The following is a 20,764-nucleotide window of genomic DNA, read 5'->3' as shown; positions in this document are numbered from 1 at the left end:
GCTCGAATTCCTAGAGGAGGTTCTCTGTGGACAGCACGTCGCGTCGATAGAAGGGCATTTCCCCGGCTGTGAACGATGGCGGCAAGCCAGCGTCGTCAAGTCTCCTCATGGTCGATGAACGAACTCGGTGCTTCCGGCGAGCAGATTCAACGAACAGTATTCGCGTATGAAAGTCTCGAGTTCTTCCGGGTCGGTTGCCTAGTGAGGCCGCCGTTCTGGTTAGTTTCGGCGATTGAAGGCCTTGATCCGCCCATCCTCAATGAGCGAATACGCTCCGTTCTTCGACAACCGCGTCATCTGCGTCAATTCGTAAACTCCCCACACAGCCGCGATGTTCGCGCACTATCAGAGCCCGCATTTCGTTCGGGTCGACTCGGAGCGCTGCCAGTCCGATATGACTTTCGTCCCAGGCAACGTTTGAGAGTTTTCCAGAACGGATCAAATCAACTGCCTCGGCGAACGTGCATCGACAACGCTTGATCGAAGTCCGTAAATCGTGGAGCCCACTCATCTCGGTGCAATTGACTGCAGATCTTAGGCTTTCGAGCAGCGCGGTAACGTTCTCGAACAGGTATCGAGGAATGAATCTGCTGCCAGCTCGCGGTCTTACTTCGCCGGATGATTTCAAAAGTCCACCATTGATTAGCAGTCGGCACTGTTTGCGGGTGACCCCAAGCTTCGCAATGACCTCTTTCTGATTGAGTGTTGTCGCCATTACCCTCACGATGCGATCGACGGCTTGAGCTTCAATGAGTTTTCTGCCCCCACTGCTCGAGTCACTGGGGAGCAATCCTGCATCTAGCAGGAGCTTGTTAAGGCGCTCGAACGGAATGCCGTGCGTTTTTGAGGCCGAGTGGATGGTGTGATATCTCCGGGTACTGATTGGCCCGAAGAACTCATCGCCGGGAGCGAGCGCCAGGTTGTCTATCGCAACATCTCGAACGATATCTCGGATGGGGTCGAAAGCGGCCTCGGTCGTCGTCTTGTGGGCAAGGGTATAATGAAGTCGGCCGAAGATGGATCGCTTACCGCGAGAACTAGCGCCGCGATGAAATTCATCCACCTGAGCCTCCAGATATTGCCGGAATGCAGGTTCTCCTCCTTCAAGAAGATCGTATCCTGCACCGCTGCTCGCGGACCATTCCCGGTCGCCGAACCCCGATGAGCGGAACAGGTTTCCATGCAACAGAGATGCGCCCACGATTTCGCAAAGGCGGATAGCCACGAACAGCGGCAGGGAGTCGAGCCAATCGGCACCGGACTTGACACCTTTCAACCTCTTCTCGACATACGTCTGAAGATTGTCCGGTTTTGCGGCTTCGGCCGAAGCCATGTACTCGGGAATCTTGGGGGATTCCGCCGCGAGGTTGGCCGCAAAGTCGTGCTGGAATGGCGATCTCGCGAGCGCGGCACTGGATACGAGGTGAACGCCGTGCCGCCTGCAGGTGCGGATCGCGGACACATGCCAGTGTAGGCGTCCGTATGCCCGAAAACCTCGTCGGCCTCCGCAGAGATGTTCGTCCTCGTTCACGCAGAAGGGACAAAAGCGAAACCGGAGCCGTTGCATTTCATGTCGGCTGAGCTGTTGCCCGGAAAGCTGATAGATGGACTTGTCTCCGACGATGACGCCCGGAGAGAGTAATGACCTCGGCATATCCAGGACTGCGGCGAAGGTCTCCAGATCCTTCTCCCGTCCCGCAACGAGCCCGTGGAACTGCAGTTGGAGGTGGAAGGCGAAAGCGCGGGCGCTCTCGTAGCCACATGCCGCCGCAAGGCGCGAAAAATAGCTGGCGACGGTTTCGTCGCCAGCGTGGAAGGGAAGCAATTCGGCAAGCCTGCTCATTGGGGGCGAACTCCATACCTGGTTGCGGTCTTTCCCTTGGATTTCAGCCGTTCGGCCTCCCAAGCGCGATCGTCGTCGCGTAGCAGGGCGGTTACGGGGTCGAGTTCCTCCCAGTTGTCAGCGGTGAAGACGTTCTTGCTTGGCCTGCAGCCGGAGAAGGAGGCGTAGGTCTTCACGAAATCGTCGATCGTGACATGGTCGCGGTCCGCGTAGATTGCCAACTCGACGGCGGCCCTGATCATCTGGACGACGGAGCCGAATTCGGCATCACAGGCGTGCATCAGTCGCCTGAGGAACATTCCCTTGTCCTTGCGTCGCTTCTTGCCCTCTTCCTCGTCAGAATCCTCACGAGCGTCGTCCCCAAGCTTGATCCGGATTTCCATGCGAGCATGCTCCTGCACGATCGTCTCCAGAACACTTTTGACAAGATCGGTTGTACCGTCCGCGTCAAGGGTGTCGAAGGGAACAACAGTGCGCCGATTGTAGAGCTGCTTGCGGGCGAGAAAGCTTGCCAGCGGCGACACGCCGGCGAGGATCAATCTCACGGGCCAATCCGGCATCTGCGTCAGCGACTTGAACGCGTCGCCGATGACGGTCGCTTCGCGGACAGAGGCAGTCTCGATGGCGTTCTGAGCCTCGTCGATGAAGACCCACATGACCTTGTGGACCTTCAACAGGCGCCGGAACAGCAGCCAGGCCTGGTTCTCCTTGATGCCCCCCGGAGGGGCGTGACCGAGCGCTTCTAGGCAGGCAATAGCTAGAAGACGAGGAGTGCAAGGCGACGGGGCATCGACGATGATGACGGGATGGATCATCACCCCGTCGTCGTCTTTGTAGGACTGCATCGCCGGAATGCTACGGATATGCTTCATCAGCGCCGTGGTCTTTCCGGCACCGGAGCGTCCGGTGACGGCGACGATCCTACGCTTGTCTGGTCTTCCGGTGATAGGGGTGAGAACGCTTGCGACCGAGGCCATGAGAGCGGCTCGCAGGGGCACGTCACGATCTAGGGTGAGGTACTCGTCGTAGAGTTCCGCGATCCGGTCTGCGATGGCGGCTCGGTTGTCGCCGATCAGGCCGCGAACATGGTCGATGGCTGCCTGACTACGCTTTCTATCGAAGTCTTTTTCGAACTGGTCCATGGTGTACTCCCTAGTTGTCGAAGATGTTGGAGGTGATGCGGCGAGCGACGGTCGTCTCGTTATCGACGCGTTCCGGCGGCTCGGCTGCGGACGCTTCGGCCTGCACTTTCGGCATGGTGCCGATTTCCGGGCGCGATCCGGTATTGGCCTCCTCTCGGACGGCCTTCGCGGACTTCTTGGCCTTGGCGTAGATCACCGGCTGGATCGCGAGGGCGGCGAAGAGCTCATTGGACGGATGCCATTCGCCATCAGGGACGAATTCGCCCTCAAACGGCTTTTCGACGACGTCAAAGGTCCGATCCATGCTCTGCTCGAAGCGTTGGTAGTCCTCCTCGGCAAGGACGGGGCTGAGCAGACCGGACTCGAGGCGAGCCATTTCCGCCTGGTTTTTGAGCCAGAGGAAGGTTGCCTGGAGTGTGCCGCGAGAGACCTTGGCGTTTTCCGTATTGAACAGGCGCAGCTTTTCGGTCGCAGCGAGCCACTGCCAGATGCTGACGCCTTCCAGTTCCTTGTGGACACAAGGGACCTCGATCCAGCCGTCCTCTGCCCAGACCGATGCCGAACCAAGGTTGTGGTTGTTGATGCGGGCGACGACCGGCGTCTTTCCTACCTTGCGGCGGATCTTCTGAAGCTGCTTGCTCTGGAAGTACAGTCCGGCAGCCCTGAGACCCTTTTTCGAGATGGTGCGCTTGATGTAGGTGCCGAAGAGGTGGGTGCGGATAGCTCCGGTCGGACCTGGCATCACACCGTAATCCCGGCTGAGTTCGAGCCAGCGGTTCAAAGGCGTCGCACCGTTGAGCTCGCTGTGGGGTGCGTTGTGATATCCGTCGACAGCCCAGCGGAGCATGCACTCGGCAACCTGATCCGCGATCATGTCAGCCTCGGCTTCGGAGTCGTAGTCGCCCTTTTCGCCGGACGAACTCCAGGTGCGTCCGTTGAAGTAGTTGAACATCTGATGGCCGAAGGTTCCGAACCAGCGCTCGATGAAACCGCGCCAGGGCGCTTCCCCCGCGGGGGGAAGGAAGAGGTCGCTACCCATGTCGTTGACTGCGATGCGAAATGGACGGTGGGCAAAGTACGCTGCGCTGTCCACCGCGATGGTTTCCATGGTGCCACCTTGAACCCACGCCGTAGAGCATCCGAGACGTCTCGCGATGTCGGTCTTTTCCCGTGTCGCCATCTCCAGGACCGCCATCGCCGACTTCATCGAGGGCGGACGTGAACTGACGTAGAGGGCGGCCAGGCTTCGGCTGGCAACGTCGATCCCGGCAGAGATCCAAAGACGGATTCGCTTCACCTTGGCGCGGTCAGCCTTGGACATGGTCTTCCAGACGCCCATCTTTGCAAGAATCGTGTGCAGGTCGGTCTCGTGGTCGTCGACCTCCATGCGCTCACCCGCGCGGATGACATCGATGCCGCCATGTTCCGGCTGCCACTTTCGTTTGGCAGCATCCTTGCCATCGTGAGCAAGGTCCCGCTTCATCTCAGGAAGTTCCGCGTAACGATTGCGCAGAGTGCTTTCGCACGGAATCCGGAGCTGGTCGTCGGCACCCCTGATTTTGTTTTCGGCTTCCATGACGGTGACCATATCGGCATGGATCCTTGCGAGATCGGGATCGGTACGCGAGCAGGCGGCGGCGATCGCAGCGTTGAGGTGAATGAGCTCGTCACCCGTGAAGTACTCCTGGCGTTCGTCACGGTACTGGTTTCGGAGGAAGACGGGATCGAAGTCGTTCTCCTCCATCTTCTGCATCCAGGTCTTCAATGTGGACGGGGTCGGTTCGACGAGGGTGACGGTCTTCTCCTTTGTCCGGTAAGTCGCCTTCGGCGAGCTCGCCAATTGTTGGGCACGCCACTTCAGAGAAATGAGCGGGATCACCCGCAGAAGGGAGTCGCGAGACTTGCTAACGCGAGGCGGAAGGGGCATCCCATCGATGCGCGCAAGCCTGCACTTCTCCCTGTAGTCAGCCCGCATCTCGTAGAAGGACCGAACGAAGTATTCTCTTTTGAGGACCGTTTCCTGATCGCTCGGGTTCAGACCGCTGAGTTTGTCTGCGCCTTTCAGCCGGGCGCGCGCCTTCGTTTCGGCGTAGAAGTCCTTCTCGACCGTCATCGGATTGCCCGGACGGTTGAGTGCCTCCGTGAGTTCGGCCTGGCTGAAGGTCACCGTCGCCTGGGTCTCGTCCATGCGCTGGAGCGCGGCGCCGTTGCGGTCGCAGTACAGGACACAATAGTCGATGCCGCGATCGCGAACGCGGGCCTTGACGGGAAGGCGGTTAAACACCGGCAGCACGGCGCCGTGCTGGAGCGAGAGGAGGGCGGGAAGGTTGGTTTCCATGCTATTTCCTTTCATGCTGCGTTGTGGTTGAAGGCGACGAAGGGGGCATCCACGAGCTTGATGTCGGGACGGGCGGGCAGAAGGATTTCGTCGTGGATCAGGCACCAGACCGCGTTCCAAGCGGCCGCGGAGTCGTCGAAGATGCTGGTCAGCGTCCTGAGCGACACGGTTCCGTGGAACTTCGACGCGTGGTTCGCCAGGCGGGCACTGTCGTTGGCGACCGATCCCTTGAGCGCACGTAGGATGCTCTTTGCGTTCCACCCGCGGTCGTTCGTGATCTCGCGTTCGGTCAGGATGATCGCCTCGTCGGCGAAGCCCGCGAGCGAGCCGGAGTTGATCCGCTCGATCGTGTGACGGAGGTCGTCCTTGTCGAGCTGCCAGGATGGTCGCACACCGACGACGATCCGGTAGCCGTTGCCCGTCATCGTCACCCGGTAGTCGACGGTGTGTTGCTTGTCACCGTCGTCGCGGGGGACGATGATGGCTTCGGGCTGATCCTCGACCTTCGCGACATGCTTGGAGGCACAGAGCATATAGGCGAGGTTCATCTCGTATGTACTGGCGTAGGTAATTGCCGATCGTGTCTTCGGGTTGGTAATGGTGCCGCGGGAATGGCCCTTCGTTCTGGCCGGGTACCATCGGCTGGGTGTCGGCTCCTCGGTCGGCATCCATAGCCATGGGAGACTGACGAGGTCGGCAAAGTTCTCGTCCTCATCGTGAACGTCGATCGGGAAGGGCCGGATCCGTCCGGAGATGAGCGGATTATCCGGCTTGAGGAAGACAGTCTCGGAAGGAAGCGGGATCTGGGTCCGGTCGTGGCCGGACTCCAGCTCTTTCATGAAGCGGATAAGTTGTCTGACGCGGGTCATTGAAGGCTCCGTAGAACGCAGGATCCCGTCCCGGCGTGCATTCGCCGGGCGGAAGTCCAGTTGATGGGGGTATTTCGATGGCTCTAGCGACGGCGCTGCGGTATCGTCCGAAGGCTCACGTATCCGGTGATGCAGCGGGTGCCAGGGTCGACGATGGCAACGAGACGCGGCGTCATGCGCTTGAAATGGCGGCGCTGCTGGCGCGTGAGGGCGGCCCACAGCCCCGTCGTCCGGAGAAGGAGGGCGAAGTCGAACTGGACTTCCGCGAGTCCCGAGGGGAGGGTCTGAAGAACAGTGGAGTCACTGAAGGTGCGCTTGTTGTTCGTCTTCACGGCAGCGGGCGACAATGTGGTCTTCACGGTCATGGTCATCTCCTGTTCCATCATCTCGTTCACCGGCTCTTGCTCGCCCAGCGCCACCCGGCAGTGAGGTCGAGTAGGTTCAGCTTGGGGCCGCGTGAGACCGCCATCGCTCCGTAGCCGTAGGGATGGGAGCAGCGGTTCGGGAAGCTGACTTTGTTGAAGCGGCGAACAACCTCGCGGAACTGGGAGAAGGTGCAAGCACGGAGGCCGCGCTTCGCGCACTCGTCCTTCATCGCCAGATACTGGCGGGAAAGCGTCTCCCACCCTCCGGTACGAAGACACGGGCGGGCGAACTGCGCGTAGAGCGATGTCTCCTGCGGCGTTGCGTGCGACAGGGAGGCGACGGTCGGGAGCGGGGGTGGGGTGGTGTGGTCTGCAGTGTTCATCTCGGTCTCTACTCGGTGACGTTTGGACGTGCGCCATCCATCCCCCCGAAACACGGGGCGGCAGGCATGGCTGAGATTTCGGGTGCGCAGCTCGCGGCGGAGGCTAGATCAAGGCGGACCGCGAGCCGGTTCTGTCTTCACAAGTTCAGGCATCGAAAGGCTCCGATCCGGTGTCGAGCAGTGCGAGAAACGTGCGATAGTCGACGATCTTCAGCTCGTGGGCGCCGACCGCGCGAAGCTCCGCGTTCATCGCTGTGATCAGCTCCGCCATGTCGCTCCAGATCTGCGCCTCGGTGCCAGGGAACTCCTGGGCCATACAGAATGCTTCCTCGAGCGCGGCGCATTCATACTGGTGATACTTGCCGGGGCGTTTCGAAAAGCCGGGGACGATCTCACGCTCGGGCATCTGCCACGAAGCGCTGGCTTCGCTCAGAAGTTGGACGAAGGGCATGTAGTCCATTGCAGATCTCCTTAGCTGTGAGGCAGGGTGGGGGTGGCAGCGGCGATGTCGTCGATGATCTGCCCGGCGTCATGGACGATGTCCCAGAGACCGATGCCGCGACCGTAGCGCATGTGGTCGACATAGTCGGCCGGCAGGGTTAGCACGAGGCGGCGGAAGTATTCGTATGAGGGGCAGTTCAAGGCGATCCCCGTTAGGTTTCCGTCATGATCGAGCATCGCGCCCAGCATCTGGTAAAGGCTCCGTATGGATGGGCGGCGGGGATCCGCATAGGCGAGGGCTGCACAGCGATGCAGCTTCAACTCGTCTTCAGAGAAACGCCCTTTCGAACTCGCCTGGAGCCAATCACGGAGACGGTTCTGGTGGTCGGGCTGGATCTTCTCGGAATGCAGACGCAGGTGTTCGTTCTGCGGCATGGTGCAGCTCCTTTGCTGATGAATGAAATCGCTTTGGTGGGGTGGACTTAGGGGGCGGTGGGGGCGGTGTGTGTCATCGATAGCTCCGTCTTCTCCCGATCGTGTAGACGGGATTCAGCCGGCCCACAGGACCCAAAGCGATTATCTGCTGGCGGAATGTTTTTGACAAAGCAAGCACCCGATCCATCGGGCGGCCAGGGATTGGCTGGTAGATTCGACACGCGCCGATTCTCTGAGGCAGCTCTGCTGTCTCCACCAGACCGGGGCGGGCTACCTGCTTACTTTATCGCGATGCCGCTGTGGGCCGCGAATATTCGCATGCACATGATGGATCTCCTGAGCATGACCCATGGCGAAAACGCCTATAGTTAACGCTTAGTTTGCGTCCCTTGTCCATCGATATATTTCAACCGATGGGTGTTGACGTCGGATGGGACGGCGCCGTTTACTCGACGCCCGCGCGTGCCCAGGAGGCAGCTTGAAAAATCCAACGCGACGCCCGGTTGTGCCGTGCGTGGTGTCCAGAGATCCTCTCTCCATGTCGGAGGAGGATTTGATGGAACCGATTTTCATGAGAAAGCGCATGGCCCAGATCAGGAAGCATCTGGGATCGGTCATGGAGACGATGGGGCTGGAAGCTCTGTGTGTAGATGAAGGGTGGCGCTATGTCGTCGACTTCCAGACCGATCGGAGCTTCTCGCCGATCTCGTTGGAGTTCACTCACAAGCGCCACACCGACGAGCCCAGACCCGCTTGGTCTGAGGTTCGAATCCTACACGGCGACTACCGCAAGAAGAAGCTGGGCAGCACCGGCTGGGTGCACATGCGCCGGTGGAAGGAAAGGGTTCTTCCGATCGAGGGTGAAGTCGGCGCCGAGGTCAACGTCGAAGAGATGTTCGCGGCGATCGCGCGTAAGATCCGCTTCAGCAAGCTCGTCACCTTCGAGCGGGAGCCGATGAAGGTGTCCAGCGAGGATCTTGCCGACGTCTTCTGGGCGATCAACGGGCGGATACCCGATCTCGCGGTCATGCGGGTGGATGGCGAGGATTTTCCCGGCGAGGAGGAAATGCAGTACGAAGCCCTCACGTTCATGGCTCACGAAGGAAGGCGGGTACATCTGTGTCTCCGTCCGGGAAGCGCGCGCGGCCCGATCTTCGCCGACGGCGAAGAGATCGCCCGCGTATACACGGACGATCTTAGACAGGTTGCTGAATATGCGGTAAGTTTAAGCACCGGGATTGATGTCGGCAAACTTACACCGAAGCCCTGCTGAATCGACCACGCCTTCCGGGATTCCGTCGGGAAACAGGACGATCAATTAGGGCGTGGTCCTCCGTTGCCCGGCGCTCCTGCTCCCACTGGATCCTGTGCAGGGTTTTGACTAGGTTCGTACGCCTCATGTGGTTCGGCTCCACCTCCTTGAGAAGGCTTCGGAACTTGGCCTGTCGCTTCTTTGCGTTCGGCTCCTTGGCAATGTCGGCTTCGCCGCGGAGCAGGATTTCAATCTGGGTCCATGTATGTGCGCTTTCTCTTCCGCCGTTCAGTCGTAGAGACCCTGTGCCAATCTGCTTCTCATTGACGATCGGCGGGACCAGCGCCGCATCGAGGTCGAATGTCACTCCCGCAAGCGCGGAGTAGATCTGCAGCCCCACGGCTTTCGCAAGGACTGGAGGCATAGCATCAGCGATCATGTCGATGTTGCCGCCGCCGATAGCCTTGAAGGCCCAGCGGTCCGGAAATCCCTGGGCTCGCGCAGCGATCTCCTGGGTCATCCTCGGAAGAAAGTAGTCATTCTCTTTCTGGAAATCTTCGACTCTGGGCGGCGTTACCGCGAATTCCGAGCGGTCGAAGCCTTCGGTTATTTCCGCTCTTGAATCCTTCTGACGGGCTCCACGAGACTCCTTCCATTCCCGCGAAATCGTCGCAATACGTGACTCTAGTGTGCGCGACCGCCAGCGGTAGGCCCAATTATTGTAGTGCCACTGCGGTGTATCGCGTTGGATTGAATGCTTCAGATCGGCTGGGGTCTCGTGCCGGATGACGAGATCTTCGAGAGTTTCCCGAACATACCTGTCGATTGGGTTCCGGAGGACCGGCGGGAGGAACGTACCCGGTTCATCCTGACGAATGCCAACTAGAACGATGCGCTCGTCGTTCCGTGGGAGGCCATATAGCTTCATATCGAGACGATAAGATTCGACGGTGTAGCCCAGGTCGATCAGGTTGGCCTTGAACTCCGCGAGGTAGGAAACATGAGACTCGAAGGAGAATCCCCGAGCACTCTCGATCATGAAGGCACGAGGCTGAACCACTCGAACCGCGCGGATGAGCTCCGGCACGAGGTCGTCTTCATTCCCCCGCTTGTCCTTGTTGGACTGCCGCGACAGCATGTTGGAGGAAATGCCTCCCGCCAGCAGGTCGACGCCATGATGTCGAGCGAGCTCGGCGTCCGGCACCGTCCTTAAGTCGGCGCAGCGGACCGGCCAAGTCGGCCAGTTGGCCTTCAGCGTATTCGCGCGCTTCCGGACCCTCTCGTACAGGGCAACATGCTCGAAACCTGCGGACATCAGCCCGAGCGCCTGGCCGCCTGCGCCCGCTCCGAGCTCGAGGACACGGAGGTTGCGGGGCGGACGAGACAGGAGACATGATGGCTCTGTTTCAGGAGGCGACTGCGTGCAGATGTAGTCGAGGGCGTCGATTATCTCCCACGAGAAAACGTCGTCCGCGGCGACGTCGAACGCAAAGCCGCCGCTGTGGCCAAAGCATCCTGAGGACAAACGTTCCAGGGCGTGGCGGGACTGTGCCAGCGCCAACGCGTTCGAATTCATGGGTTCGAAAGTTTCAGGCGTGTCAACCAAACCCAGGACGCGTTGGAAAAGGTGAAGAACCGAGGCAGCCTTCGCGGTGATTTCCGCGTGGGTCTCGAAATAGCCCGCCCGTTGGGTTTCCATTTCGAATCCTTGTTGCGGCGCGCCAGGTCCGAAATAATTTGCAAAATCTGCAACGGCCTTGCGCAAGTCGGTGGCCTGGCTTTCCAGTTCGCCAAGCAAGGCACGCACATTTCGAGCTGCCAAGGATTCGATTGCGGCCGACCGTGCGGCCAGCGCAGTCTGTGCTGCTCCCGTTTCGATCCATCTGCGGTGAGTTTCAAGATGCTTCATTTTGGCCTCTCCGACCGGAAGGCCCGCCTTGATGGCACGTATGGCCTCCGCCCGATCAGGGTCCGATGCTGAAAAAAGCACCCGAAAGGTCTCGGCGGAGACGCCGCGCTCAAGAAGATCGGGATTGTCCTCGATAAGCTCTCCGATGGCCTTAAAGAGGCGGGCATCCTCGGGTGTGATGCCGGCTTGCACCATCAGCAATGCCTCAGCGACGTCGGCGGTCGTTTCCGTCCGGATGCGTTTCACGACTTTCGCCGCCTTGACCAGCAGCTTTGATAGCCGCTCCATGGTGCGCTTCAGCGTATCGGCGGCGTCGACAAGCTTCTCTTCGTCCAGAAATGTTTCCTGAGTCATGATGATCCCCTTCTGACGGGACCGGTAGCATCGGAACGTTGCTGCCCGGAGAAGACAGACATTAAAATTGCAGGGAACCTCCATTTGAGGGACGTGCCACCTCGCGTGGAGAGATGCAATAGGATGCGCCCCTTGCTTCGGCGCAATTTCCAGGGGGATGGGCATTTCGATAACGCAGAGACGGATTGCTTTCCTCTTTTACGTGCTATTCCTGTCGTTTGGGGACGGACAACGTCGATACGGCCAAGCAGAGCCTAGCGCTGGGGGAGGGAGGAACTTTGTCGATCATGGTGGACAGCGATGCCCGTCGACATACCGACCGCGATCTCGTGCCGTTGGACTGTGCTCGCGAAATCACGAATATCGCGACTTCGCAGCTCGAGTTTGCTCTTGAAGGCCGCCGGCGCAACATCAAGGTCTATGAAAGCCTGAAGAATCTCAACGAGGTCATCGGGACCCAATATGGCGATCGCGTTCTCTTCGAGCTGGTGCAAAATGGGCATGACGCGCACCCGTCGAGTACGCTCGACGGCACCGGAGAAATTGCCGTCCGGCTTCTGATTTCGGCTGACGATCGCGGCGAGTTACTCGTGGCTAACCGCGGGCGAGCCTTTACCCGATCGAACCTCGATGCGGTTATCAATATCGGGACCAGCGACAAGCGTATCGGAGAAGGGATCGGCAACAAGGGGCTCGGGTTCCGAAGCGTCGAGGCGCTGACGGACGAGGTTCGGATATTTTCGAGTTCTCCAACGGGATCGCGCGGCCGCTTCGACGGCTATTGCTTCCGATTTGCGACCCAGGAAGAGATCGAGACGGACTTGTCCGCCATCGGCGCAAGCCCCGAGGACGCGCGCTATCTGGCGGCCACCGTGCCTCGTTATCTAGTTCCCAGACCCGTCTCAGAGCGAAACGATGCGCTCGACGCTCTCGCGGTCGCCGGCTTCGCGACCGTAATCTCGCTGCCGCTGAGGTCCAAGGATGCCGTTGCTCTCGCCGAACGACAAGTGAAGGAGCTACTTGAACCTAAGGCACCCGTGCTCCTATTTCTCGATCGACTTGCGGCGTTGGATGTTGAGATCGCACGCGAGGGCGCGTCCGTCTTGCACCGGCGATCGACCCGTTCGGTGGAACCGATCGCCGATATTTCATCCGATGCTTGTTCGCTGGCGAATGTTACGGTCGACGGTAGCACTTATCTGCTCGTGCGCTCGATGCTGCCCAAGGAACCCCTGCTCGATGCGATCCGCGCAAGCATGCACGCTGCTGCGACGTTGAAACGTTGGCTCGAATGGCAGGGTGAGGCGGTCGTGTCGATCGCCGTACCGCTCTTTGGGCGTGGGGCGGCCGGGCGTCTCTACAATTTCTTGCCGATGAGCGAAAATGCGACGTCGCCGATAGCCGGCCATATCGATGCACCCTTCTTCGCCGACATCGATCGCCGCTCTATCAAGCCCGATCTACCGCTCAACAGACACCTGCTCGAGGCGGCTGCCACCGTCTGCGCGATAGCTGCAACCGAAATCGTCGACCGCGGCATCGAATTGCCGCCGACAGCCGTCGTCGACCTCGCTGCCTGGATGCCGCCTCATACTCCGAAATTGCTTGCCGCCTTCCGAAGTATCGAAAGCGCGGTCGACAAAGCCGCGATTTGGCCCGTCGTTTCTGGGGGGGTGTCGAACTGGGCGAGCTTCGAGACACTTTACGTCTGGCCGGACGTCAAAACGCGTCAGATAACCACGCGGCGACTCGCGGAGATCGCCGGCGCGGATATTCTTGCCGATACGCTCGGCGCCGATCGCGTGTCGCGTATCAAGGCGCTTGCCGCGTCGGTGAATTTGCCCCTGGAGCTGTCCGACAAGGCGCTGTGCGGATGGACCGAAGCGGTGGCCGACTGGCTCGCGCGCGAGCGCCGGACCCCGCCGAGCCGGTGGAAGTCATTTCTTGACGATGTCCACGCGGTGTTTAATGCGGCTGCTCTCCCAATGTCGTTGCTCGAGGGCAGGAAGATACTGGTCGATGCCGATGGCAAGCTCCTTGCGGCAACGGCAAGGGGCCGCGATGGCGCCCCTCCGGTATTCGTCCGATCGAAGAGCGGGCGCGGCCGTCGCGGCGAGGGCCCACCCAGCCCGCCGACGTCGCTCAAGCGCAAATTCCGGTTCCTAAGCGACGCGATCGCTCTAACCGAGACGACCCAGCGCGCATTCGAGAATGCCGGCCTCCTCAGGGGTTACGATCCGCTCGACGTGCTGCTCTCACTGAAGGGTGCTCTTGAACCGAAAGCGAGCAATCTTCAGCGCAAGGAAGCCTTGCTCTGGTCGTTCAAGGTGTGGCGCGGCGGGGGTGGGAAGCATATCGAGGAAGCTCTGCGCGCGGCCGACCTGTCGGTGCCGACCCTCGGCGGATGGAGCAGGGCAGGGTCCGCGCTCTTCTCGAACTCCTGGACATCGCTTGGCAGAACCGTCGAACAATATTTCGTTGAGGCAGCCGCCGTCTCGCCCGATTGCGCTCGGGGGCGCGACCGTCTGCTGGTCAGCTTTGGCGATTGGCCGCGGGCCGCCGCGGACGATCGGCGCGAAGACTGGGCCCGCTTTCTTGCCTTGCTCGGAACAAGCGACGGCCTTCCGCAGCTCGCTGCCGACATCCGGCGCAGAGGGACGGCAAGCGGCTATTGGAACGGTATCCTCTCCACCGTCTCGGCGAAGCATGGCTTCGACAGAGCGTGGGTCGCTAGGGTCGGCTCAACCAGCTTTCAGAATCCTTACACCGAATACGACCTGATCGGCGAGATCTGGAGGCTGCCGGGCCAGACCGAATATGCCGAGCTGTCCGTAGACGCCCGCGCCGCGTTCTCCGATCTCATCGTCACTTTTCTCCGCGACCACGGCGACAAATATTTCCAGTTCTCAGTCGAGCATTATCGCCATCACAATCGGGTCGCGCTTCCCACGCCGCTCGCGGTGTTTCTAGCCACCGCATCTTGGGTCGCTAGCACGAAGCAGGATGAGATAGTCTTCGCGGCGCCCGATGCGAGCTGGTCGACGACCGCTGCCCGCCAGCCGCCGCCGCGATTCGTTCCGCGCTTCCAATCCGAGGTCGGCGCCCGCGCGGCGTTGCCCGCGATCCTGTTCGACCCCCGCATCGGCCTGCGCGACTGGTCGAGCCGCGACAATGCGGCCGCGCGCCTCGCCTCGCTCGCGGATAGTCTCCAAGACCTCTCGGCCGCCGAGCGCCGCGATCTGCGCGACCAGTTGCGCCGAGCCTGGAGCGACATCGCGGAAACTAAAGGCTCGTTGCCCTCAGCGCTTTCATTGGTCGTCGAGCGCATGGGGAGTCTCGAACTCTGTCGTCCGGACCCGACCGATCCGCCGCTCGTCCACATCACCAGCGAACGGCAGGGTTTCGCGGCGCGGGCCCTGGTAGATCGCGGAGAAGCGGTGCTCGATGTCGGCGAGAATGACGCCGCGGCGATCGCCGGCCTTATTCAGGCTGTGGGTGGCTTTCGGGTGCAGGTTGCAGACTCGAACGATGTACGCCTCATCGTTGATGGAGAAGACTTCGAACCCGCACCGAATGACCCTCCGCTCGTCGCCGACGCGCTCGCCTGGCTCGTCGATGCTGCCGTCCTTGCGCACGAATATCTGGGCGACCCCCTCGAATTTCGGACCATACCGCCCGACGAGCTGGAGCGCCGCCTGCGCCAAATTCGATTACGGCGCTGCGCCAGCTTTGCGCTGATGATTGGTGGCGAACTCGCGCACGCACGTGGCGACGAGCGCGCCCAGCCAGTCGCTCATCCCAAATCGCCGACCCTCGTGCTGGTCGCTGACGCCGCGATAGGACTAGACCTGCTCTGCGAGGCGGCGCCGTCCATTACCAAATTGATGGGGGTGCGGCGCAACACGCTCGAAATCATACTCGAACGTCTGAAGCGGGCGGGTTTCGGCGGCGCCGGGAAACCGACCGAGGCGCACTATGCACGCGCCATCAAACGCGACGAGAGCATCATCCGCGATCATTTCGCGGCGACCCGCAGCGGCGTGGAATGGCGAGTGCGCGCATTGCTTCCCGTCGTTGCTCATCTCCGGGGGCTCGAATGCGCCAGGGAGCTCGAAGAATTGCACGAGCGGTTCGGTCCGTCGCTGAACCTGCGTGCATGGGTTACCGTGCAGTTCGACAAGACGATCGTTGACAGATTGCTTGCCGCAGTCGAAGAGACCGATAATCAGGGGCTCATCCGTCGGGCGATGGGGTTCGATTTCGTGGCCTATGCTGGAACGCTCGCATCCCTGGGGTATCCTCCACTCAACGACGAGAACGACTTCCGGCGCATGTTCGAGGTGTATCTCGGCGAACTCAAACCGGAGCTGCTCGATCGCGTCCGTCGCCGTTTTGCAAGCATATGGGCCGCGGGTGAGGATCTCGCCCCCTATGTGGCCGCACGGCGCCTCGACTTCGTGACATTCGACCCGGCGTGGCTTCGGGTTCTCGAAGTGCTCACCCGCGAGGTCGTGGCCGTACGCGCGGCGGCCGCGGCTGCAGAGCTTCTGGGTCCGGACGATTCGGAGATCGACCTCCCGCCGCTTGACCGTGTCGCCGCCGACAACCGCAAGCTCGTACTTGCCAACCATAATGACCTCGCGGGAATGGCGCGCGCCTGGTGCCGCAAGAGCGACACAGCGGTGCCGGAGTCGATCGAAGCTGCCGACCCACAAACGATGGTCCGCACGCTCGACGAGGCTGGCTTGCTCGACTTCGAGAAGGTGGACCAGGCACGGCTTCCGGAATTTTACGCGCGCGTGGGAGCCTGGCCAGCGGGAATGCCGCTCTCCGCCGATCTCGCGCGCCTTGGGCTAGTTCCCGAGGATCTGCAACGCGATGCGATCGAGGCGCGCGAGGCGAAGAGGAAAACCGAGGTCGCGCGGCGCACCGTCAGATTCGCGGAAGAGGATCTCGACGCGGGCGCGGCAGATTTCGTCCGGCGGTTCGAGCAGCTTGCCGGCGCCGCGATCGAGAAAGGCGATGACTGGTACACCCGTAGCCGCGCCCCGCGACTACGCCTGCAGGATCAGCGCGTACCGGGAACGCCCGGCGGCGGCGGGGGAGGTGGCGGTCAGTCGTGGCGAACCCAGCCGCCGGAGGCGGTGAAGACCGCGATGGGTATAGCGAGCGAGTGGCTCGCCCGTGAATATCTGCGTAGGCGGCATCCGAAGGAAATGTCCGATGCCTGCTGGGTCTCGTGCAACCGCGCTGCTTTCTGCACGGGTTCCGCCGGCGACGATAACCTCGGTTATGATTTCCGGGTCGTTACCGAGCGCAACGAATGGCTCTACGAGGTGAAGTCCGCGATGGATGCGGGCGGCGAATTCGAGCTTACTGCCCGCGAACTCGAGGTCGCGGGCAGTGCGAGCCTCGAGCGAAAGCGGCGCTACCGTATCCTCTACGTCCCGTTCGTGTTCAATCCCGCCCAATGGCGCGTGCTGCCGCTGTCGAACCCGGCTGCCCCTAATACTCGCGATCGGTTCCGCGTGCTACGGGGCGGGTCGGTGCGCTATCGCTTCGAGCGGCAATGAGGCGTGGCCGGCGAAGAGCGACGGGGATGCCGACCGAATACGGCCCCAATCAGATATTGCATCCAAGCCGAGCTGATGCCAGCTACTTGCGCAAAGCGATTGATCAAGCCCACGCCCCATGTAGCTTGCGGCTAGAACGCAGCCGCGCCACGCTTTAAGAGAGGAGGGGGGAGCGCCTTCACGTTGCCGTAGATACGAGAGGTTCAGCGACGACGCCTTCGAACTGCAGCGGCGGCGGCACCATATGCATCCGACGGCTTTCTTCCGGCCACAGCATCGCTTCCCAGTCCCAGCTAACGTCCTCGATGGAGGAGAAGATTGCCAAGCCGACCGCCTGCGCCAGCCTGGGAGGGACTGCATTACCAATCTGGTCTGCAACGGCTTGCTTGCCCCCGACGAAACTCCAATCGTCCTCGAAATCCTGGAGCCGGGCACGCATGCGAGCGGTGAGGGCGGGCATGAACCCAGGTTTCGAAGCCTGCTCGTCGGTCGGGGCCAGGTCTGGCAGACCCGCAATATCGACGCACTTTGCGCCCCAGCGGGCCGCCTCTTTCGCTCGTGGAAGGCCTCGCCTGGTTACAATCGTGGAGGCGAGTGCGCCTCGTGCGACGACGTTGCCTTGGCGGTCGAAGACTGGTTGCTCACGTCTGTCACGCGCCCATTCACGCGCGCCCGTCCAACCGTTCGCGGCCATCAGATCCATCAGCGCGTCGCCTAAGTTAAGGCGGCGGCCTGCGAACTTTGGCGGCATGCGAAACGCGCCCGTCACATCCTTTCGAAGGCCTACGAGCAGCACTCGATTTCGCTCCTGGGCTATACCGTAGTTTTCAGTCTTGATCCTGTGAATCTCGACATTATAGCCGCACTCACGGTATCCGCGAAGAATTTCGGCCACGTGATCCGCGTGTCGAGCATGCAATAGTCCATCGACGTTTTCGAAGAGAAATGCCCGAGGACGAATTTCGGAAACGACCCTGACAGTTTCAGGGAGCAGATCCCTGGGATCATCTTTACCCAGACCATATCCGTCGGACGAGTAGGGCTGGCATGGAGGGCCCCCAGCCACGAGGTCGATGTCCATCTGTCGATACGGCCGGAAGTCGATATCCCGAATGTCGCTCTCGATCACGTTCCAGTTGGGTCTGTTCAGCCTGAGTGTTGCGGCGGCATTTTCGTCATATTCGACCAACGCGACATGATCGAACCCCGCTCTATCCAATCCAATCGCCATGCCGCCGGCACCAGCACATATTTCGATTGCCTTCAGCCGATGATGGGCGGGCGGTCCCTGCCGGAGAGGAGGGCGCTCCGGCTTGTAGGCTTCGGGCGAGCGTCCCGTGAGATTTTGAAGAGCGACAAGACCCGGATGGCGAAGCGCTCTGTTCCTCGGCATGGCGAGAGTTCCGTCTTCGAGGTTTTTCAGCGTCTCGTATGCGAGGGCCATTTCATGCGCGGATGTGCCCGGTTTCGTCTGATCCACCGTCCCGTGACGAGTTCCGAACAAGGATTCGAATGCTCGCCGGATCTGTGCCGCGCCCTGACGGACGTCATCCGAAACCATCTTCTCGGGATCACGCTCGTTTATCAATCCTTCGGAGAATGCGTAAAGGACTTCCTGGAAGCTTGTGACGGCGTCAGCCGTATTCCTGCGTGCCGCGGCTGCGAGCTTTTTTCCATTCCGCGCTGCCAGCACCTGGCCCGGCGTAAGGGCAGCTTCCTGGAGACGCTTGCGAATGCGAGATATCTCGGTGGTATCTATCCGGGCGCCGATCTCCATTCGCTCAAGGACTTCCTTGCGGGTGGCTGGGTCGGCGGAGACCAAAGCTTTCACCACGGGAAAAGACACCCTGGAACTCTCGAGCAGTTGCTCGTTGCCCTTCAGCGTGGTTTGGAAGCGCACATAGGTCGACAGCTCGGATGACGGCATATTGCAGGTGACGCGCAAGAACTCACGGGCTTCGCGTTCTGTCGTCGCACTAGCGAGCTTTTCGACTTCTGCAGCCATCTCCAGGATTCGTGTCACCATCTGCTTTTGCAGCGCGATGATCCGCTTCTTCGCTGCTGCCAGTGCTTCTGCCTTAGAATTCATTGTGTCCCATACCGCTGTATTCGACGACTGGGTGTGTCGTAGCGGCACAGGTCTTAAAAGCCCGGGAAAGGATTCATTCAAATACGAGCGACACGATAATTCAGGCGCATCGTGCGTTTCGACTCGACCGCGCTGGCATTGGAACCCTCATTTCGCGCGGATACCTCTGCACGGGCTTGGGCCTGAACGCTCCGTCGGCGGCACCGTCAGTGGCAATGCCGCCAACCACGTGCTCATCTGCTCCATGGTTCTCCTCGCGCTCGTTGCAGGACGCCCTTCAGGCAAGCGGCCAAACGGGTTAATATGGCGCATGTCCCAAGTGGGTGACATCTCCGCGATGGCGATGTCGGAATCGGAGATTGGCATGCCACATGGTGAAAAGAACGACGACGGCGAAGGCAGCGTGATCGGTCCGATCGGGGAAATGTCGGCTGACAACGAAACGGTTGGCGATGCGCTGTCAAAGGTTGGGTTCGAGCCGGCCAAGGTCGGCCGCAAGATCGTAACCCAGGGGAAACGACGGGAAAGTCTGAAGCGGTGGGCTTCCCGGAAACCGGACCAGTAGAGCTGCGGCGCTACCGCGAACCGTTTGCAGGTTCGAACGAAGCGATGATCGGTGGGTTCGAAAGCTTGGGCAAAGCCCTCTCGTGCGGGTCGGGCTCGTCCGGATCGAAATACGGCAGCGGTACCTGGAAGACGGGGTCGACGAACCATCGCGCCTTCATCGGATGATGCAAGCCGGGCAGTGGAAAGAGTTCGTGGATCCGAAGGAAGTCATCGACGTTTGCCGTGAGGATCGGCATCCGGTGGACAATAGCCACCGCTGATATCGCCAGGTCGTGGCCAAGCCTGTTGCTCTTCTGGTTCCGCTGCACGGTCCAAAGATGCCTAAGCCGCGGGACCGACGTCATTTCGGCATATTTGCTCGCAACCGCCGCGGTCATCTCTGGAAAGGGAAAATCCATCTTCACGACGTCATTGGCCCAGTTGGCGATCCGTAGCGCGCTTTCTGGGTCATCCCGGACTTTGAGGTGGGCTCCGCGCATCAACTCTGTTATCACAGGATAGCAGAGCGCCAGACGATGGATGCCGATGCGCATCAGCCAAGGGCGAAGCCCGGGGGGCGCCTTCTGTCGGCCCATCAGGCTGACGATGTCGGTATCCATCAAAAGCAGCGGTTCTGCTTGCACGGTAGATTCCTGTGGTCAGGGTTGGAGTTCTGCAAAAATTCCGAGGCACTCTCCAATTCGATGTTACAATCCCGGGCTGAAGTCCGCGAGGGGGCCTGATGACGCAAAGTTCCGACTGGCAGAGACAAGAGGCCGAGGCCCGCATCCGTGAGGTCTTGGATGCAGCAAAGGCGCGGGGCACCCAGAGAGTCATCGACGTTGACGGCAGATTCCTGGTGACCTTCGAGCCTGTGAAGAAAACCCTGGAAGAGCTCTTCGCGCAGCCCGGCCCGCTGTCTGACGACGACGATCTCAATCTCTGATCATTTTTCTGCTGGTATCGGAACGTAACCGGCGACGGGGCGACCAACAAGACAGTAAGTGCGCGAATCAATGGTGCTACGCCTATGCCACTGATCGGCTTCAAGATAATTTTCACAATGTTGTCTCGAAACCGGACAACTTCCGTCGATTGCTGCCATGCCCCGCAGAGACATTGCGCCTTCGGTGATACAAATCTCCGTTTTGCCGGCTTGACGAATAATTTTTCGTTCACTAATTGTTCTGGACATGAGCAACATCTTCGCACCGACCTTTCGAAT

At 60.6% G+C, this 20,764-nt stretch carries 16 protein-coding genes; 4 read left to right on the top strand and 12 right to left on the bottom strand.

Translation table 11 applies throughout. The features are described 5' to 3' along the window. Positions 1-256: 256 nt before the first annotated feature. The 8 genes from EEQ99_RS30555 to EEQ99_RS30520 all read right to left on the bottom strand — a co-directional run bounded on the left by EEQ99_RS30555 (position 257) and on the right by EEQ99_RS30520 (position 7,816). Positions 257-1,843 (bottom strand): TniQ family protein, encoded by a 1,587-nt coding sequence (locus EEQ99_RS30555; RefSeq protein WP_127431642.1) that lies wholly within the window; start codon positions 1,841-1,843, stop codon positions 257-259. Next, positions 1,840-2,985 (bottom strand): ATP-binding protein, encoded by a 1,146-nt coding sequence (locus tag EEQ99_RS30550; protein WP_127431641.1) that lies wholly within the window; start codon positions 2,983-2,985, stop codon positions 1,840-1,842. The genes EEQ99_RS30555 and EEQ99_RS30550 overlap by 4 nt, the downstream gene beginning before the upstream one ends. A gap of 10 nt (positions 2,986-2,995) precedes the next feature. Further along, positions 2,996-5,443 (bottom strand): Mu transposase C-terminal domain-containing protein, encoded by a 2,448-nt coding sequence (locus EEQ99_RS30545; RefSeq protein ID WP_127431640.1) that lies wholly within the window; start codon positions 5,441-5,443, stop codon positions 2,996-2,998. Then, positions 5,335-6,192 (bottom strand): hypothetical protein, encoded by an 858-nt coding sequence (locus EEQ99_RS30540; RefSeq protein WP_127431639.1) that lies wholly within the window; start codon positions 6,190-6,192, stop codon positions 5,335-5,337. Before EEQ99_RS30540 ends, EEQ99_RS30545 begins: the two co-directional genes overlap by 109 nt. An 83-nt stretch (positions 6,193-6,275) precedes the next feature. Continuing rightward, complete coding sequence (locus EEQ99_RS30535) at positions 6,276-6,557, bottom strand: hypothetical protein (protein ID WP_127431638.1); 282 nt, start codon at positions 6,555-6,557, stop codon at positions 6,276-6,278. Positions 6,558-6,583: 26 nt separating this feature from the next. Continuing rightward, positions 6,584-6,940: a hypothetical protein gene (locus EEQ99_RS30530; protein ID WP_127431637.1), complete on the bottom strand. Its 357-nt coding sequence runs from the start codon at positions 6,938-6,940 to the stop codon at positions 6,584-6,586. Between the two features lie 145 nt (positions 6,941-7,085). After that, positions 7,086-7,400: a hypothetical protein gene (locus EEQ99_RS30525; RefSeq protein WP_127431636.1), complete on the bottom strand. Its 315-nt coding sequence runs from the start codon at positions 7,398-7,400 to the stop codon at positions 7,086-7,088. Between the two features lie 11 nt (positions 7,401-7,411). Beyond that, positions 7,412-7,816 (bottom strand): hypothetical protein, encoded by a 405-nt coding sequence (locus EEQ99_RS30520; protein WP_127431635.1) that lies wholly within the window; start codon positions 7,814-7,816, stop codon positions 7,412-7,414. Positions 7,817-8,372: 556 nt separating this feature from the next. Between EEQ99_RS30520 and EEQ99_RS30515 the strand changes: the two genes are divergently transcribed. Beyond that, positions 8,373-9,089, top strand: coding sequence for a hypothetical protein (locus EEQ99_RS30515; protein ID WP_127431634.1), 717 nt, complete (start codon positions 8,373-8,375; stop codon positions 9,087-9,089). Here the strand turns inward: EEQ99_RS30515 and EEQ99_RS30510 are convergent. Further along, a complete protein-coding gene (locus tag EEQ99_RS30510) occupies positions 9,070-11,331 on the bottom strand; it encodes a DNA cytosine methyltransferase (RefSeq protein WP_164735994.1) in 2,262 nt (753 codons plus the stop codon). The genes EEQ99_RS30515 and EEQ99_RS30510 overlap by 20 nt on opposite strands. 287 nt (positions 11,332-11,618) lie before the next feature. On the opposite strand from EEQ99_RS30510, the gene EEQ99_RS30505 reads away from it, so the two are divergent. Next, positions 11,619-16,904: a sacsin N-terminal ATP-binding-like domain-containing protein gene (locus EEQ99_RS30505; RefSeq protein WP_244604872.1), complete on the top strand. Its 5,286-nt coding sequence runs from the start codon at positions 11,619-11,621 to the stop codon at positions 16,902-16,904. Between the two features lie 178 nt (positions 16,905-17,082). Here the strand turns inward: EEQ99_RS30505 and EEQ99_RS30500 are convergent, their stop codons facing one another. Further along, positions 17,083-18,993 carry a DNA cytosine methyltransferase gene (locus tag EEQ99_RS30500; RefSeq protein ID WP_127431631.1) on the bottom strand — a complete coding sequence of 637 codons (1,911 nt, stop codon included), beginning with the start codon at positions 18,991-18,993 and terminating at the stop codon, positions 17,083-17,085. A gap of 364 nt (positions 18,994-19,357) precedes the next feature. Between EEQ99_RS30500 and EEQ99_RS30495 the strand changes: the two genes are divergently transcribed. Beyond that, the gene (locus EEQ99_RS30495) at positions 19,358-19,558 is read left to right on the top strand and encodes a hypothetical protein (protein ID WP_127431630.1); all 201 of its coding nucleotides are present in this window, start codon (positions 19,358-19,360) and stop codon (positions 19,556-19,558) included. A gap of 10 nt (positions 19,559-19,568) precedes the next feature. Here EEQ99_RS30495 and EEQ99_RS30490 read toward each other — a convergent pair whose 3' ends face one another. Beyond that, complete coding sequence (locus tag EEQ99_RS30490) at positions 19,569-20,183, bottom strand: type II toxin-antitoxin system VapC family toxin (RefSeq protein ID WP_164735993.1); 615 nt, start codon at positions 20,181-20,183, stop codon at positions 19,569-19,571. Positions 20,184-20,281: 98 nt separating this feature from the next. On the opposite strand from EEQ99_RS30490, the gene EEQ99_RS30485 reads away from it, so the two are divergent. Then, positions 20,282-20,485: a hypothetical protein gene (locus EEQ99_RS30485; protein ID WP_127431629.1), complete on the top strand. Its 204-nt coding sequence runs from the start codon at positions 20,282-20,284 to the stop codon at positions 20,483-20,485. Here the strand turns inward: EEQ99_RS30485 and EEQ99_RS30480 are convergent, their stop codons facing one another. Further along, entirely contained in the window at positions 20,486-20,734 is a 249-nt protein-coding gene (locus tag EEQ99_RS30480) for a hypothetical protein (RefSeq protein ID WP_127431628.1), read from the bottom strand. It abuts the gene before it with no gap. Positions 20,735-20,764 lie beyond the last annotated feature (30 nt).

Source organism: Rhizobium anhuiense (assembly GCF_003985145.1).
Classification (GTDB): domain Bacteria; phylum Pseudomonadota; class Alphaproteobacteria; order Rhizobiales; family Rhizobiaceae; genus Rhizobium; species Rhizobium anhuiense.
The sequence above is the reverse complement of the archived record's forward strand: the minus strand, read 5'-3'. Positions and strand labels throughout refer to the sequence as shown.

Coding starts and splice junctions, on each gene's coding strand:
- EEQ99_RS30555 (WP_127431642.1), bottom strand. CDS start 1,843: ATGAGCAGGCTTGCCGAATTGCTTCCCTTCCACGCTGGCGACGAAACC.
- EEQ99_RS30480 (WP_127431628.1), bottom strand. CDS start 20,734: ATGTCCAGAACAATTAGTGAACGAAAAATTATTCGTCAAGCCGGCAAA.
- EEQ99_RS30485 (WP_127431629.1), top strand. CDS start 20,282: ATGACGCAAAGTTCCGACTGGCAGAGACAAGAGGCCGAGGCCCGCATC.
- EEQ99_RS30500 (WP_127431631.1), bottom strand. CDS start 18,993: ATGAATTCTAAGGCAGAAGCACTGGCAGCAGCGAAGAAGCGGATCATC.
- EEQ99_RS30510 (WP_164735994.1), bottom strand. CDS start 11,331: ATGACTCAGGAAACATTTCTGGACGAAGAGAAGCTTGTCGACGCCGCC.
- EEQ99_RS30515 (WP_127431634.1), top strand. CDS start 8,373: ATGGAACCGATTTTCATGAGAAAGCGCATGGCCCAGATCAGGAAGCAT.
- EEQ99_RS30550 (WP_127431641.1), bottom strand. CDS start 2,985: ATGGACCAGTTCGAAAAAGACTTCGATAGAAAGCGTAGTCAGGCAGCC.
- EEQ99_RS30535 (WP_127431638.1), bottom strand. CDS start 6,557: ATGACCGTGAAGACCACATTGTCGCCCGCTGCCGTGAAGACGAACAAC.
- EEQ99_RS30540 (WP_127431639.1), bottom strand. CDS start 6,192: ATGACCCGCGTCAGACAACTTATCCGCTTCATGAAAGAGCTGGAGTCC.
- EEQ99_RS30525 (WP_127431636.1), bottom strand. CDS start 7,400: ATGGACTACATGCCCTTCGTCCAACTTCTGAGCGAAGCCAGCGCTTCG.
- EEQ99_RS30505 (WP_244604872.1), top strand. CDS start 11,619: ATGGTGGACAGCGATGCCCGTCGACATACCGACCGCGATCTCGTGCCG.
- EEQ99_RS30520 (WP_127431635.1), bottom strand. CDS start 7,816: ATGCCGCAGAACGAACACCTGCGTCTGCATTCCGAGAAGATCCAGCCC.
- EEQ99_RS30495 (WP_127431630.1), top strand. CDS start 19,358: ATGCCACATGGTGAAAAGAACGACGACGGCGAAGGCAGCGTGATCGGT.
- EEQ99_RS30530 (WP_127431637.1), bottom strand. CDS start 6,940: ATGAACACTGCAGACCACACCACCCCACCCCCGCTCCCGACCGTCGCC.